Annotated in this window: 14 protein-coding genes; 9 read left to right on the top strand and 5 right to left on the bottom strand. The window is 41.7% G+C overall.

Features of this window, described 5'->3' with window-relative positions:
• Positions 1–102: 102 nt before the first annotated feature.
• A complete protein-coding gene (locus J3455_RS13970) occupies positions 103–1368 on the top strand; it encodes a sensor domain-containing diguanylate cyclase (protein WP_349561940.1) in 1266 nt (421 codons plus the stop codon).
• Between the two features lie 53 nt (positions 1369–1421).
• Here the strand turns inward: J3455_RS13970 and J3455_RS13965 are convergent, their stop codons facing one another.
• The 5 genes from J3455_RS13965 to coaBC all read right to left on the bottom strand — a co-directional run bounded on the left by J3455_RS13965 (position 1422) and on the right by coaBC (position 10547).
• Complete coding sequence (locus J3455_RS13965) at positions 1422–3119, bottom strand: sensor domain-containing diguanylate cyclase (RefSeq protein ID WP_130049757.1); 1698 nt, start codon at positions 3117–3119, stop codon at positions 1422–1424.
• A 134-nt stretch (positions 3120–3253) separates the two neighbouring features.
• On the bottom strand, positions 3254–5467 hold the full coding sequence (gene katG / locus J3455_RS13960) for a catalase/peroxidase HPI (RefSeq protein WP_130049756.1): 2214 nt from the start codon (positions 5465–5467) through the stop codon (positions 3254–3256).
• Positions 5468–5656: 189 nt separating this feature from the next.
• Positions 5657–8419 carry a S9 family peptidase gene (locus J3455_RS13955; RefSeq protein ID WP_348708867.1) on the bottom strand — a complete coding sequence of 921 codons (2763 nt, stop codon included), beginning with the start codon at positions 8417–8419 and terminating at the stop codon, positions 5657–5659.
• 234 nt (positions 8420–8653) lie between these two features.
• Positions 8654–9241: a nucleoid occlusion factor SlmA gene (gene slmA / locus J3455_RS13950; RefSeq protein ID WP_054554189.1), complete on the bottom strand. Its 588-nt coding sequence runs from the start codon at positions 9239–9241 to the stop codon at positions 8654–8656.
• 112 nt (positions 9242–9353) lie between these two features.
• Positions 9354–10547: a bifunctional phosphopantothenoylcysteine decarboxylase/phosphopantothenate--cysteine ligase CoaBC gene (coaBC, locus tag J3455_RS13945; protein ID WP_130049754.1), complete on the bottom strand. Its 1194-nt coding sequence runs from the start codon at positions 10545–10547 to the stop codon at positions 9354–9356.
• A gap of 143 nt (positions 10548–10690) precedes the next feature.
• Here coaBC and radC point away from each other — a divergent pair, with 143 nt between their 5' ends.
• The 8 genes from radC to J3455_RS13905 all read left to right on the top strand — a co-directional run bounded on the left by radC (position 10691) and on the right by J3455_RS13905 (position 14492).
• Positions 10691–11365 carry a RadC family protein gene (radC, locus tag J3455_RS13940; RefSeq protein WP_130049753.1) on the top strand — a complete coding sequence of 225 codons (675 nt, stop codon included), beginning with the start codon at positions 10691–10693 and terminating at the stop codon, positions 11363–11365.
• 272 nt (positions 11366–11637) lie between these two features.
• Positions 11638–11874 carry a 50S ribosomal protein L28 gene (gene rpmB / locus J3455_RS13935; RefSeq protein ID WP_036973115.1) on the top strand — a complete coding sequence of 79 codons (237 nt, stop codon included), beginning with the start codon at positions 11638–11640 and terminating at the stop codon, positions 11872–11874.
• An 11-nt stretch (positions 11875–11885) separates the two neighbouring features.
• Positions 11886–12041 (top strand): 50S ribosomal protein L33, encoded by a 156-nt coding sequence (rpmG, locus tag J3455_RS13930; protein ID WP_022946036.1) that lies wholly within the window; start codon positions 11886–11888, stop codon positions 12039–12041.
• A 239-nt stretch (positions 12042–12280) separates the two neighbouring features.
• Positions 12281–12622 carry a 30S ribosomal protein S6 gene (gene rpsF, locus J3455_RS13925; RefSeq protein ID WP_036973113.1) on the top strand — a complete coding sequence of 114 codons (342 nt, stop codon included), beginning with the start codon at positions 12281–12283 and terminating at the stop codon, positions 12620–12622.
• A gap of 67 nt (positions 12623–12689) precedes the next feature.
• On the top strand, positions 12690–12992 hold the full coding sequence (priB, locus tag J3455_RS13920) for a primosomal replication protein N (protein ID WP_036973732.1): 303 nt from the start codon (positions 12690–12692) through the stop codon (positions 12990–12992).
• A gap of 12 nt (positions 12993–13004) precedes the next feature.
• The gene (rpsR, locus tag J3455_RS13915) at positions 13005–13232 is read left to right on the top strand and encodes a 30S ribosomal protein S18 (protein ID WP_002962753.1); all 228 of its coding nucleotides are present in this window, start codon (positions 13005–13007) and stop codon (positions 13230–13232) included.
• Positions 13233–13267: 35 nt separating this feature from the next.
• A complete protein-coding gene (gene rplI / locus J3455_RS13910) occupies positions 13268–13720 on the top strand; it encodes a 50S ribosomal protein L9 (RefSeq protein ID WP_054554192.1) in 453 nt (150 codons plus the stop codon).
• Positions 13721–14060: 340 nt separating this feature from the next.
• Positions 14061–14492 carry a type IV pilin protein gene (locus tag J3455_RS13905; protein ID WP_233786784.1) on the top strand — a complete coding sequence of 144 codons (432 nt, stop codon included), beginning with the start codon at positions 14061–14063 and terminating at the stop codon, positions 14490–14492.
• Positions 14493–14497 lie beyond the last annotated feature (5 nt).

Here is a 14497-nt window from a genome sequence, read left to right as displayed (position 1 = left end):
TAATAATTTAGCTTACAGCTCCTCCCATACAGCCAAGTTCCGATTTATGGTCTATTATTTCATTTTGCTGAGTAGTAATAATGTATTGGACTCGAGTTGCCCATGAAGCTTAACGACGCACAGATGTTTATTAACCCTGTTTATCGGTTAATAGAAATTACACCTATCCCCGTTACTGTTTCTTCGCCTAGCGGTAAACTTGAATATGCAAACCCGGCACTAAAACAATTATTAGGTTATGAAGGCGATGAAGTGTACGCAGATGATGTTGTTATAACTCATGCTGATGACAGGGAGTTAAATAAAACTATTCGTGCCAAGCTTAATCAGTTCCCTGAGCAGCCATTACAAATCGAAAAGCGTTACAAGCATAAGCTTGGGCATTCTATTTATTGCCAGCTGAACATTGTCGCAGAGGTAGATAATGACGGTAATGTCGTTCGTTATATTTCACAGATAATTGATTTAACAACGGTCAATAAAGAGGCGGCAGCAGATATTCTACTGACATATTTGGTTGATAAATCAAATGATGCCATGTTTATTGCAGACCCTCAGTTTGGTCAAATTCTTAACTGTAATCAATTAGCTTACAAGTGCTTAGGTTATGAAAAAGAAGAGCTACTAAAACTGACTGTGCCAGATATTAACCCAGACTATGATACGAATAGCAAATGGCTGGATAGGGTAGCGCGAATAAAAGCCCAAGAAACCACTATTTTTGAGTCGTGCTTAAAACATAAAGATGGTCATACTTTTCCAACTGAAGTGAGTGTTTGTTATATCGACCATCAAGGAAAAAGTTATCTTCTCGCGATTGTGCGTGACATTTCAGCTCGAAAAAATAAAGAACAGGCGTTGATTGAGCTTGCTAACCTTGACCCGCTTACCCAATTACCGAACCGTCGTTATCTAGAGCAATTATTGAATGATGTATTTAGTGAAAATGGTGATGTGGCTGAGGGAATGGGCTTTATTTATATCGATTTAGATGAGTTTAAACAAATCAACGATCAATATGGCCATGCACTAGGTGATGAAGTTTTAGTATGGGTTGCAAAGCAACTTCAAGCCGCCGTTAGAAGTACCGACTATGTAGTAAGAATGGGCGGCGATGAGTTTTTAGTGACTATATCAGGAGTAACTAATACGATGATTTTGAATCGCTTAGCTCATAAAATTGCGGCTCAGTTTACAAAACCATTTAGTTCTAAAGGTATATCAATTGAGGTTACAGCGAGTATAGGTGTGACAGCGCATTTTCTAGGAGATGGTGTGTACGCCGCGAACCAGTTAATTGAAGAAGCCGATGCGGCTATGTACCAAGCTAAAAAGCAACCTGGAACAACCATTATTCACTTTAGCTAATCGTTTTAAAGCCTTAAGTTACTTTGAAACTTGAAACTTGAAACTTTTCCCGTCTAAGCAGCCACTTCAACACAATTACGGCCGTTACTTTTCGCTTTATACAATGCTTTGTCGGCAACGGTGAGGGTTTCTTTCACGGTTGTTGAAGAGTGAGCTACGCTGTGTATACCAATACTCACGGTAAACTGCACGGTTTGCACTTCATCAATAGTGATGTAGGTTTCTTGCGCCTTTTGGCGAATTCGCTCGGCAACTAGCTTTGCATCAAGTAGGTTACAATTGAGTAGTAACACAAACTCTTCGCCGCCGTAACGGCAGGCTATATCAGCAAGGCCTTGTTCTGAGGTGAGTATGTTGGCAAATGCGATAATAACTTTATCGCCAACATCGTGGCCGTATGTGTCGTTAATGTTTTTGAAGTGGTCGAGATCAGCAATTAGGAGGGTAAACTCTTGCTGATTGGTTGCCATCGCGGCAATCAGTTCTTCACTTTTTCTGTCAAAGTAACGGCGATTATACAGGCCTGTCATTGGGTCTGTATCGACCAAGCGGTTGAGCTCAGTTTGCTGTGCTTTAATTTTTTCGAGGCTCTTAATTCGATAGGAAAGAATAAACGCCATCATTAACGCTTCGAGCAAAATACCTATGCCAACACCGTGGCTATTAATCACGTTTGCGTCGCTGATCCCTTTGTAATAAAGCACCGCCAGCATATTGAAAATAACGAACATAGAGTGGCCGAGCAAAAAGTATTTTGCCAGCGCGTTACCTTTGCGCCACAGCGAAATAGATACTCCAAATGTCACAGTCATCATTAATGCAGCCAAGCTGCTGGCAGGTTTTAATGCACCTACAATATCGAACAAGCTATAAACAAAGTCCGCAACGAGTAAGAACAAAATAATCGAAAGTGCAATATGCTCTTTAGGGTAGAGCTTTTTGGTTTCGAAAATAAGCATTACAAAGATCACTAAAAAGCTTGGCATACTTAGCAAGTTAGAATTGAGTTGTAATAGTTCGGCACTAAAAATACCGAAAAAGTTAGCGGCAACACCATAAGATAGCGCCACCCAAACTGTGCCAGAAATAAGGTAAAGGGCGTAAACGATGTTCTCGATTTTACGTGCCGATAAATACAAGAAAAAGTTATAAATCATCAGTGCTAACATCATCCCAACAAGTAGAGCAATATAATTACCATTCCCTACAAGAGCACGTTTTGAGTGCTCTTCATCAAAAATAGCGAGTGCAAACCATTGATGAGAAAAGGTCACGCTTTTTATGTAAATTGTTTTTTGCTGGTTGGGTGCAATATAAAACGAAAATACGGCACTACCACCAAACATGTTGGTTTTAGGTCCTGCTTTATCAAGCTGAATGACCGATTGGTTTATCAGTTGCCCTGCTTGCGTTTCGTAAAAGCTCACTTCTTCTAAGTGATAGGCATCTGGGTTATGTACAAATAAGCGCAGGGTGTCGCTGTAGGTATTTTTTATAACTATTTTTGACCATGTTGTTTTGGCATTCGTGCCTAAAGTGAGCTTGTTTTGACTGTTTATAAAACTTTGCAGCTGAACTTGTGAAAGAGGCATAGTGCCAGAGCCATCAATAAAATAGCTCATATCAAATTGGGTGAGGTCAATGCTACGTTGGTTAATATTAACAATGGGGGAGTTATCGGCGCGGCTTTGATTAGCCAAAGTTAGGCATATTGAGTAGATAACAAAAAGCAGTATAAAGCGCGTAATCATCCCTGGTGCCTGTATCCAAATAAAAATAGTAATAAAGTTTTATTTTTAACGTAAACTGCTGGCTTGTCGAGTAAATTATTAACGAAAAATAAAAAAGCCGCTAACTTAGCGGCTTTGTTGGTTGCGAAAATATATTAACGTAGGTCGAAACGATCTAGCGTCATTACTTTAGTCCACGCTGCTACGAAATCATCAACGAACTTTTGTTTAGCATCGTCAGATGCATACACTTCAGCAATTGAACGAAGCTCTGAGTTGGAGCCAAAGATCAAGTCTACAGGTGTTGCTGTCCACTTAAGTTTGCCTGACTTACGGTCACGGCCTTCGTAAACACCTTCTTCAGAAGATTTAGACCACTTCGTTGACATATCGAGTAGGTTAACGAAGAAATCGTTACTTAATGTGCCTGGTTTTTTCGTGAATACACCGTGTTTAGTTTGGTCAGTATTCGCGTTAAGAGCACGCATACCACCTAGTAGTGCAGTCATTTCTGGTACTGATAAGCTTAATAAATCAGCACGTTCTACAAGCATTTCAGCCGGTGATTTCCATGCTGAGCTGTAGTAGTTACGGAACGCATCTGCCGTTGGCTCAAGCACTTCGAATGATTCAACGTCAGTCATTTCTAATGACGCGTCCATACGACCTGGCTTGAATGGTACTGCGATAGAGAAACCAGCGTCGCTTGCTGCTTTTTCGATTGCAGCCGCACCACCAAGAACAATCATATCTGCTAGTGAAATTTCTTTACCGCCAGATGCGTTTTTGTTGAACTTAGTTTGGATTTTCTCAAGTTTGCTAAGTACTTTAGCCACTTCTTTCGGGTTGTTTACCGGCCAATCTTTTTGCGGAGCAAAACGAATACGTGCACCGTTTGCACCACCACGCATATCTGTGTCGCGGTAGCTTGCTGCTGATGCCCAAGCAACACGCACTAGTTCAGATACAGATAAACCTGAATCTAAGATGCTAGCTTTAAGTGACGCGATATCTTTGCTGTCTACTAGTTTGTGATCAACCGCAGGGATGTAGTCTTGCCAAATTAATACTTCTTCTGGCACTAAGTCACCTAAGTAACGAGCTCGTGGGCCCATGTCACGGTGGTTTAGTTTGAACCATGCTTTAGCAAATGCGAGTTCGAACTCTTTCGGGTCGTTTAAGAAACGTTCTGAGATCTTACGGAACTCAGGATCCGCTTTTAACGCGATATCGGTTGTGAACATGATAGGTGCATGACGCTTACCTTTGATGTGTGCATCTGGCACAAGATTAGATGCTTGACCCTTTTCAGGGATCCACTGAGTTGCACCTGCTGGGCTCTTGGTTTTAACCCATTCAAAGCTGAACAAGTTTTGAAGGTAGTTAATTGACCAACGTGTTGGTGTCACAGTCCATGCACCTTCAAGACCTGAAGTGATGGTATCTTCTGAATGGCCTTTACCACATTTATTTTTCCAACCTAAGCCTTGTTCTTCGATACCCGCTGCTGCAGGTTCTTTGTCTAAACAGGTCGCTTTTTTGGCACCGTGAGCTTTACCAAAGCTGTGACCACCGGCGATTAGGGCAACGATTTCTTCATCGTTCATTGCCATGCGGCCGAAAGATAAACGAATATCTTCTGCTGCAAGAAGTGGATCAGGATTACCGTGTGGGCCTTCAGGGTTTACATAGATTAAGCCCATCTCAACTGCCGCTAGTGGACCTTTTAGTTTGCCTTTTTTGTCACGACGTTCGTCAGTTAACATTTTGCCTTCAGGGCCCCAGTATACGTAGTCTGGTTCCCAATCGTCTTCACGACCACCGGCATAACCGAAAGTTTTGAAGCCCATTGATTCAAGTGCAACGTTACCCGTTAGTGCCATTAAGTCAGCCCAAGAAATACTGCGGCCATATTTCTGCTTTATTGGCCAAAGTAAACGACGCGCTTTATCAAGGTTTGCGTTATCTGGCCAGCTGTTTAGTGGGTCGAAACGTTGTTGACCACCGCCAGCACCACCACGGCCATCGAATGTACGGTAAGTGCCTGATGCGTGCCACGCCATGCGGATGAAGAATGGACCGTAGTGACCGTAATCAGCAGGCCACCAGTCTTGAGAGTCAGTCAGTACCTTCTCAATGTCGGCTTTTACCGCATTTAGATCTAATTTTAAGAATTCTTTTTTGTAATTAAAGTATGGACCCATAGGATCAGACTCTGCGCCATGAGCACGAAGTTGGCTAAGGTCTAATTGCTCTGGCCACCAGAATTGGTTTGATTTTATTTCGTTCGTAGCTTGTACGCCTGTTGCCACCAACAGTGACACTGCAACAGCGACTTTAGAGAAAGCTGAAGTTGATTTTTTTAACATTGTGTTGTCTCCAGTTAGAAGTTGGGTGAAATATAGAGTTGTTCTGATTAACTTTCCACTTACAAACTGGGGTTTAAATCGATTGATAAAATCGATAAAATAGATGGTGTGATTGATTTTTTCGAACAAAGCCAGCAATAATGCTGGCTCTAGGGGAGGGGGACATTAAGCTGAAATTCAGCTTATTGTTTATTCTTCAATAAAAGGGACGCCGTTTTTGATCCACTCAGCAGCAGGTTTACCTTTTAAGTAATGATCAAAATATTCCATCATGCGCACCGAAAAATCCACTTGGTTAGGGAATTTCTTCAAGTGGTGTGGTTCACCTTCGTATTGTAAGAAGGTTGCATCTTTACCGGCACGGCGAAGAGCTAAGTAGTATTGAACCCCTTCGTGCCATGGCACTGCATCATCTTTGTCACCAAACATAATCAGAATTGGGGTATTCACTTTATCGGCAAAGAACACCGGTGAGTTTTCGATATATAGCTCTGGCGCTTCGAATAAAGTTTTGCCTATACGGCTTTGCCCTGTTTCGTATTGAAACTGACGGGCAAGACCTGATTTTAAGCGAATACCGCTGTAAGCACTGGTCATATTAGATACTGGCGCACCTGATACAACGGCCTTGAACATGTCTGTTTGAGTGATCATAAAGGCGCTTTGGTAGCCTGCCCAAGAGTGACCTTGTAAACCAATTTTATCTGGATCAGCAATGCCTAAATCAATTAACTTTTGAGTTGCGTTGATCATAGTTTGCGTTGATGATTTACCAGGATGACCAATCTCAAAACGGATATCAGGTAAGAAAATCGCATAGCCATTTGAGGTAAACATCGGGAAGTTAGGGCGATGATTTAACTCCATTTTCGGGAAGTCATACATGCGTTGGCTCATATAGCGGTAGAAGTACACAACTACAGGAACCTTATCGCCTTTTTTATAGCCTGCAGGCTTAATTAATACGCCTTGTAAATCTTCACCATCAAACCCTTTGTAGCTAATAAGCTCAGGTTTTTCACCCCATGCAAAGTTGCTAATTTGCGGGTTTAGGTTAGTAACACGTTGTGGCTTTTTGAAGCTAAAATCAGTTTGGTAGTAATCAGGGAATTGCTGGTATGTTTGTGCAGTAAATAGGTATTTGTCGGCATTTTTAGCCTTTTTCACTACGTCATAGCGCTTTTTACCCGAAAGTACTTTGCTGACTTTATTGCTCGATAAGTCAAGTTTGGCAATCTCTGTTTGCTTATCTTGCACGTTGGTTGCGCTTAGCAATAATGTTTCATCTTTGGCAAAACCAACTTGGTCTTTATCAAGTTTAATAACACGATATTGGGTGTTAGTTTCTTTACCTTGAGTTAAGCGCGTTGCCTTTTGTGATGCGACATCAAAAGCCCAAATATCAAATTTGCTGTAAACCAATACTTGGCTGCTGTCGTTCAACCAGCCCGCAAAACCATAACCCGGCTGAGGTGATGGGTAGTCATGTTTATCATCAGCAAAAACAGCGTTAATTGCTTTAGATAAGGTCGAAACCTTGTTGCTACCTAAATCTTTTAGCTGAACTTGGCTATCTTGGAAAAATGCTGCAAATTGACCATTTGGCGCAAGGCTTGGTCTAAATGGATAGTCGCTGACGATAGCTGTTTGTTTACCGGTTTTAACATCAACACTGAAGTAATCTGCATAAAAACCACCATACATAACGCGCTCTAAGTAAGGTCGGTCTGAATAGCCTAATAGTGCTTCGCGATTAGTGTTAAGCGAAACTTCTGGCATGTTTGGTGTGCTTAGCTGCACAACGTGCTGACCATTTATATGATACACAGCTTGGTAGTGACGAAGCTTATTCGCTTTGTTCCATTGCTGCTCTTCGCGAGGCTTAATTTCAGCGTCTTTATTGTGCCAAACGTTTAGGCCCTTCTGGTCGCGTATGGTATCGAAATCATATAAAGAGGCTTCATCTTTGTATTCTTTCAAGACAGATTTTGCGGCGAGTTTAGGGTGGTTTTCAAAGTATAAACGAGCACCATCTTCAGACCATTTTAATGATGCTGTTTTGCCGATAGTCCAGCTGCTATCTGCTGAGTTAATGGTTGAAAGAGCCCCGTTTTGTAAAAGCTGTAAGCTGTGATCGCGACGTCTTGTATCATCATTAACATAATTACCAATTAATAGTGCTGCGGTATTGCTGTTTGGTTGCCATGCAATTTTATTTGCAACAACACCAGGCTCATCAATCAACACGTTAGTTGCAAAGTCATTATTAAGATCAACTAATACAACTTGGTTGTCGGCACCATCACTGTAGCTTTGGCTTGCTAATAATTGCTCGCCAGTGCTACTCATTGCATAACTAAATACATTATTTACAGTGTGAGTGGTTTTGTCTTGAAGATTAACAAGCACTAAATCAAAGCTTTTATCTTTTTTATCTGGCTTGATTTCGCTGCTGTTTTCGTCTTTTTCTTCGCCGTCTTTTTTATCTGCTTTTTCTGCTTTCTTATCTAGTCGATAGGCAAGCCATATACCATCATCCGATAACGCATAGTCTTTTACATCGTTAAAAGTCTGTTGCTCGCCATTTTTAGTATTTACTAAAACAAGGTTATTTTTCAGCTGGTCTTTTTTCTTGGTGGTTTCTTTTTCAAGTAGGGTAGGTACCTGAGTAAAAGCCACCCAGTTTGCCGCTTTATTAATAGTAGGGCGAGTACCGCGCTCAACGCTGGTAAGTAGGTGGTTATTGTTTAACGTATAAACCTGACCTTCAGCATTACCGCGATAAGGGTCTGCACTAAAGCTAAGAATTTGGCCGTCTTCAGAAAGTTGGGTGCCTTTTGCGTATTTAAAATCAAACACGTCTTTAAATTGCAGAGCCTCTTTCGCACTAACATGTGCACTACCAAGGCTTGTCACCAAGGCTAAGCTCAAAAGTGATAATTGCGCTTTCATTAGTCTTTCTCGTTGTTTTTAAAATTTACGCACCCAGTGTAGCGTTTTTAATAAACAATTCGAGTAGATACGATAAGTGGCGTGTTTGGGGAGGTGAGCTGATAGCTGTAAGCTATCAGCCATAAGCTAAAAAAAGTTGTCGGTAGGTTTTGTTAAAAGGGTAGCAGCGGGTTTATCCCGCGTAATTTTAATTTCACCGCTGCGCGATATGAGATCGCGCCTACGGCTAATTTCCTACAACCAAATCTTCTGTAGTTCTGGCCATTGTTTTTCAAATTGTGCACTTGGTTTTGCTTTAAAGTCGCTGCGCACGAATTGGTTCATCTTACCTTCAACATAGGCGAGTAAGAAATTGGCTAGGGTGCTTTCGTCTGATTGGAATGCTTTGCCTTCGCGAAGTTTGCGCTCGCGTAGCACTTGCTTGAATTGAGTTTCTAGCTTCTCGAATAAGCCTTGTACTCGTTCACGTAAACGCTCTTGTTCACCTTGTAAGGCATCACCGGTCAAAATACGGGTAATGCCTGGGTTTTTCTCTGCAAAGGCTAACAATAACAGCAAAATATTGTAGACTCGAGTTTGGCTTTCTTTCTCATTTTCTAAAATGAGATTAATGCGTGATAACAGAGTATCTTCAATAAACTCGATTAGGCCCTCAAACATCCGTGCTTTACTCGGGAAATGACGATATAACGCAGCTTCAGACACACCTACCTCCGCCGCTAGTTTTGCGGTTGTGATACGTTGACCTGGGCTGGTTTCTAACATTTGTGCGAGTGCTTGCAGAATCTGCTCTTTGCGATTACTTCTTTTTGTCGCAGGCATGACCATTCCTTTCTTATAATTTATTACTTGCGCTGTTGGGAGTCAGACAAGCCATTTTTTGTGCAAATGAGTGGCTTATGTTAATGTTTTATTCAGTTTCTTTCCAGCATTTTTACAAACGCTTGGCAAGCTCAGTCATTACGCTCATGGCCAAATCTTTTTTACTTCCCATTGCTAAATCTAGTTGCTCATTGTGCCAGAACAGTGTTAAAGCATTATGATCAGAATTAAAGCCAAGGCCTTCTTTTGATACGTCATTTGCGCAGATCATATCGAGGTTTTTATTCTTTAATTTACCTTGTGCGTAACTGGCAACATCTTGGGTTTCGGCAGCAAAACCAACTGTATAAGGACGGTTTTCGTTCAGCGCGGCGACGTTAGCTATGACATCTGGGTTTTTAACTAAGGTGAGGGTTAGTTCATCACCTTGCTTTTTCATTTTTTGCTCATGAATCGCTGCTGCACGGTAATCTGCCACCGCTGCACAGCCGATAAAGGCATCCGATTGCGCGGCTAGCTCCATCGAGGCGGTGAGTAATTGCTCAGCACTTTCTATATTAGTAAGCAGGGCATTAGCAGGTGCTTTAATTGTCACTGGGCCTGAAATCAGGTTTACCTTTGCACCTAACGCAAGTGCAGCTTCAGCAAGGGCATAACCCATTTTGCCAGAGCTGTGATTAGAAATATAACGAACTGGGTCGAGGGCTTCTCGGGTTGGTCCTGCTGTGATCGTGATGGTTTTGCCTGCAAGTAAAGGCTCAACCTCAGGTTGTGTACACAGCGCGACTAACTCATGAGGCTCTAACATACGTCCTGCGCCTACATCACCACAGGCTTGCTCACCTTTACCTGGGCCCCAAATAGCAACGCCGCGTTCACTAAGTGTGGCAATATTTGCTTGTGTAGCTGGGTGGGCGTACATCTGTTGGTTCATGGCAGGTGCAACCGCGACTTTTGCAGGGGTGGCTAGTAGTAGGGTTGTCAGTAAGTCATCTGCAATACCCATCGCCATTTTCGCTAAAATATTGCTGGTTGCAGGGGCGACTAAAATAAGGTCTGCCCATTTGGCAAACTCAATATGACCCATTGCGGCTTCTGCTGCAGGGTCGAGTAATGAATCAGAAACAATCTCACCGCTTACCGCTTGCATAGTTAAAGGAGTAATAAAGTGTTTTGCTGAGTCGGTCATGACGACTTTTACTTCACAGCCTTTATCTTTTAAACGGCGAACAAGCTCTGCGCATTTATAGGCTGCAATACCACCACTCATACCTAGCAGGATTTTTTTATTTACTGATTTTGTCATTACGTGAAATTTAACCTTTGTCGATATGGGCTAACGATAGCAAATCTTTACCGATAGCATGAAGTTTTCTTTTTTCTTACAGGAAAAAACGCGATTTTATAGTACAGTTTATTAAATGGAATAGTTGTTTTAAGGATGAAGCAATGCCGTTAACCGATCTACCTTTATCAGCAAGGCCGCGGGAGAAGTTACTCGCCCAAGGCGCAAAAGCACTCTCAGACGCTGAGCTATTAGCGATATTTTTACGTACCGGCGTGCCGGGTATGAATGCCATTGAGTTGGCCGAGCACCTACTAGATATAAATAGCACCCTGCACAATTTATTTAATGCCACTGAACAAGAGTTTTGTTCACAAAGGGGGTTAGGAGCCGCTAAATATGTGCAGCTCCAAGCTGTGCTTGAGTTGAGCCGGCGCTATATGCTTGAGCAATGTAAACGCGAGGCACTATTTAATTCGCCACAGGCTGTGTATAACTATTTAACTATTCAGTTGCGTGGCTTACAGCAAGAAGTATTTATGGTGCTGTACTTGGACAGTCAAAACCAATTGATAAAAGACGAAGTGCTTTTTTATGGCACTATTAATGCGGCCTCTGTGTATCCTCGTGAAGTTGTTAAAGCTGCACTACGCAATAATGCGGCGGCACTGATTCTTGCCCATAACCATCCAAGTGGGGTAGCAGAGCCAAGTCAGGCCGATAAATTGATCACTACAAAATTACAACAAGCTTTAGCCTTAATAGATATAAATGTACTGGATCACATCATAGTGGGTGGTGAAAATTGTGTATCGTTTGCCGAAAGGGGATTAATTTAAGCGGAGCTAAGGCAGGAGTGTGTTAAAAATGAGCAGTTTAGGGCGATTTTAGAAATTAGTTTAATTTAAATGCAGTTTTTACTTTCCCTAAGGGCATTCGATCATTATAATTAGCCGCTATCAAATTTACACATGAGCTGATTGGATAAGATCTGTTACTTGATCTTTGCCTGTATAAGCTGTATAAAGAGCGCCCTTCGATTTATCCCGGGGCACAAATACTGGCCTAAGGGAAAATTAAGCTCGAGCGAAGTTATTGGAGATATATAGACATGTCTAAAGTATGTCAAGTTACAGGTAAGCGTCCAGCGGTTGGTAACCACCGTTCACACGCGAGAAACGCGACTAAACGTCGTTTCCTACCTAACCTACAAACTCACCGTTTTTGGGTTGAAAGTGAAAAACGTTTTGTAACACTACGCACTACTACTAAAGGTATGCGTATTATCGATAAAAAAGGCATCGACGCGGTTCTTACAGAAATCCGTGCTCGTGGCGAAAAAGTTTAAGGAACTGAATCATGCGCGATAAGATCCGTTTAGTTTCAACTGCTGGTACTGGTTTTTTCTACACTACCGACAAGAACAAGCGTAACATGCCTGAAAAAATGGAAATCAAAAAATACGATCCTAAAGCTCGTAAACACGTGATTTTCAAAGAAGCTAAAATCAAGTAATTTTAGTTTTCAGAATCTCAAAAACCCAGCCTCGGCTGGGTTTTTTGTTTTTCAGCTTAGATTTGCAGTTTAGAAAATAGCAATCAGCACAAGAATCTTATTTGCTCTGCTGTTTTATCTTGCTTAATTATCAATCTAAGCGTAAAATGCGCGCTCATTTCGGCTTATTAAATTTAATTCCTTGCCTTAAACCGACTGGCCGAAACGGTAGAAGGCTCTATTAACCGTAAGGAATATCCATGCGTCATTACGAAATCGTATTCATGGTTCACCCTGATCAGAGTGAGCAAGTACCTGGTATGATCGAACGTTATACTGGTTCTATCACTGAAGCTGGTGGTACTATCCACCGTCTTGAAGACTGGGGCCGTCGTCAATTGGCTTACCCAATCGACAAGCTTCACAAAGCTCATTATGTTCTTATGAACGTTGAAGCACCTACTGAAGTAATCAGCGAGCTAGAAACTACTTTCCGCTACAACGATGCAGTGCTTCGTAACTTAGTTATGCGTACTAAAGACGCTGTAACTGAAGCATCTCCTCTTGCGAAAGAAGAGAAGAAAGAAGCACCAGCTGCTTAATCGTTTTGAGTTCAAGCATGGCGCTTGCAGTTGAGACAAAAAGATGAGCCAACCGGTTAATCCTTATATGAATCAGCTGACATTATCTGGGGTTGTTTGTAAAACACCTAAATATAGTCAAAGCCCTGCTGGTATACCGCATTGTATTTTTGTTCTTGAACATAAATCGATGCAAGTTGAAGCAGACCTTAACCGTAATAGTTATGTCAGACTTCAAGTTGTTGCCAGCGGCACGCCAATGCAACAACAAACTCAACAATTGCACGTTGGGCAACAAGTGCAAGTGACGGGGTTTTTAAACCGTCACGAAGGACGAAACGGCTTAAGCCAGTTAGTCTTGCATGCTCAACATATAGAAAGAATTTTTTGAGGAATTTTACTCATGGCACGTTATTTCAGACGTCGTAAGTTCTGCCGCTTTAAAGCGGAAGGCGTACAACAAATCGATTATAAAGATCTAGCTACTCTTAGAAACTATGTTACAGAAAGTGGCAAAATCGTACCTAGCCGTATCACAGGTACTAGCGCTAAATACCAGCGTCAGCTAGCAACTGCTATCAAGCGTGCTCGCTACTTAGCCCTTCTTCCATACACTGACTTACATAAGTAAGCAGCGGATTAACAGTTTTTAAAAGGTGTAGAGACATGCAAGTTATTCTACTAGACAAGATCGCAAACCTAGGTGGCCTAGGTGACCAGGTTGTAGTTAAATCTGGCTTCGCACGTAACTTCCTTTTCCCACAAGGTAAGGCAGTTCCTGCAACTAAAGCTAACATCGAAACTTTCGAAGCACGTCGTGCTGATTTAGAAGCTAAGATCGCTGAAGATCTAGCTGCTGCTCAAGCTCGCGCTGACAAGTTAGAAGCATTAGCTGAAGTTACACTAGTTTCTAAAGCTGGTGACGAAGGCAAGTTATTCGGTTCTATCGGTACTCGCGACATCGCTGAAGCTATTTCAGCTGTTGGCGTTGAAGTTGCTAAATCAGAAGTTCGTTTACCTCTAGGTACTATCCGTGAGACTGGCGAATTTGACGTAGCAATCGCAGTACACTCAGACGTATCGGCTACTATCAAAGTAATCGTTATCGCTGAAGCTTAATAGCAATATTAAGTAGAAAAAGCCGCGCTTTATGTGCGGCTTTTTTGTGCCTGAAATTTTTGTATAAACAACGTTATTCATTCGCCTAAACACTATTAATTTCAGCGTGTTGTACCTCCATTAATCACCAGTATAGATACTAATAGTATTAGTTTTTTAGGTTTTAAACACACAAGTACTAACCCTATAATCTTACCTATTTTGCAAACTAACGTTCTTTTTTCTTAATTTTCTTAATCTTATTAGTATAATCGGATGAGTAAGAGTAAATTGGTTAAAATTGACACTGACAACGCTGTCATTTATATTGTGCTGGTTAAAAAGTAGTAAGGAGTTGAAGTTGAGAAGTTCATTATTACCATATGGAAAGGGTAAACAAACTGGCTTTACATTAGTAGAAATTCTTATTGTTATCGCTATTTTGGGCATTCTGTATAGCGTAGCACTGCCTGCTTACACTGAGCATATGCAACGTAGTCGCCGCGCAGATATTCAACAAGAGTTATTGCAATACAGTGCCAGTCTTGAGCGTATTTATTCACGAAATGGCGGCTACCCCAATGCATTTTCAACCCAAAATACTGATTACTACACCTTTACCTATACAGCAACTGACAAAGTATCAGGTGCTGTAAGCGACTTTAAAAATCGTGGCTACAGTTTAAAAGCCTCTCCTAAATCGGGTTCGGCGCAAGCAAGTGATCGCTGTGGTGACTTAACCATTAAACATGATGGTAGTTACAACGCTTCATTTAGTGATTGCTGGGAGTAACTAAG

This window comes from Pseudoalteromonas sp. NFXS39 (assembly GCF_040148775.1).
In the GTDB taxonomy this organism is placed as follows: Bacteria; Pseudomonadota; Gammaproteobacteria; order Enterobacterales; family Alteromonadaceae; genus Pseudoalteromonas; species Pseudoalteromonas apostichopi.
This window is presented reverse-complemented; position numbering and strand designations above follow the sequence as displayed.

What these genes read in the sequence shown, in the direction of transcription:
- J3455_RS13965 (WP_130049757.1), bottom strand. Translation starts at nt 3,119, where the DNA reads ATGATTACGCGCTTTATACTGCTTTTTGTTATCTACTCAATATGCCTA.
- katG (WP_130049756.1), bottom strand. Translation starts at nt 5,467, where the DNA reads ATGTTAAAAAAATCAACTTCAGCTTTCTCTAAAGTCGCTGTTGCAGTG.
- radC (WP_130049753.1), top strand. Translation starts at nt 10,691, where the DNA reads ATGCCGTTAACCGATCTACCTTTATCAGCAAGGCCGCGGGAGAAGTTA.
- J3455_RS13955 (WP_348708867.1), bottom strand. Translation starts at nt 8,419, where the DNA reads ATGAAAGCGCAATTATCACTTTTGAGCTTAGCCTTGGTGACAAGCCTT.
- rplI (WP_054554192.1), top strand. Translation starts at nt 13,268, where the DNA reads ATGCAAGTTATTCTACTAGACAAGATCGCAAACCTAGGTGGCCTAGGT.
- rpsR (WP_002962753.1), top strand. Translation starts at nt 13,005, where the DNA reads ATGGCACGTTATTTCAGACGTCGTAAGTTCTGCCGCTTTAAAGCGGAA.
- slmA (WP_054554189.1), bottom strand. Translation starts at nt 9,241, where the DNA reads ATGCCTGCGACAAAAAGAAGTAATCGCAAAGAGCAGATTCTGCAAGCA.
- rpsF (WP_036973113.1), top strand. Translation starts at nt 12,281, where the DNA reads ATGCGTCATTACGAAATCGTATTCATGGTTCACCCTGATCAGAGTGAG.
- coaBC (WP_130049754.1), bottom strand. Translation starts at nt 10,547, where the DNA reads ATGACAAAATCAGTAAATAAAAAAATCCTGCTAGGTATGAGTGGTGGT.
- rpmB (WP_036973115.1), top strand. Translation starts at nt 11,638, where the DNA reads ATGTCTAAAGTATGTCAAGTTACAGGTAAGCGTCCAGCGGTTGGTAAC.
- rpmG (WP_022946036.1), top strand. Translation starts at nt 11,886, where the DNA reads ATGCGCGATAAGATCCGTTTAGTTTCAACTGCTGGTACTGGTTTTTTC.
- J3455_RS13970 (WP_349561940.1), top strand. Translation starts at nt 103, where the DNA reads ATGAAGCTTAACGACGCACAGATGTTTATTAACCCTGTTTATCGGTTA.
- priB (WP_036973732.1), top strand. Translation starts at nt 12,690, where the DNA reads ATGAATCAGCTGACATTATCTGGGGTTGTTTGTAAAACACCTAAATAT.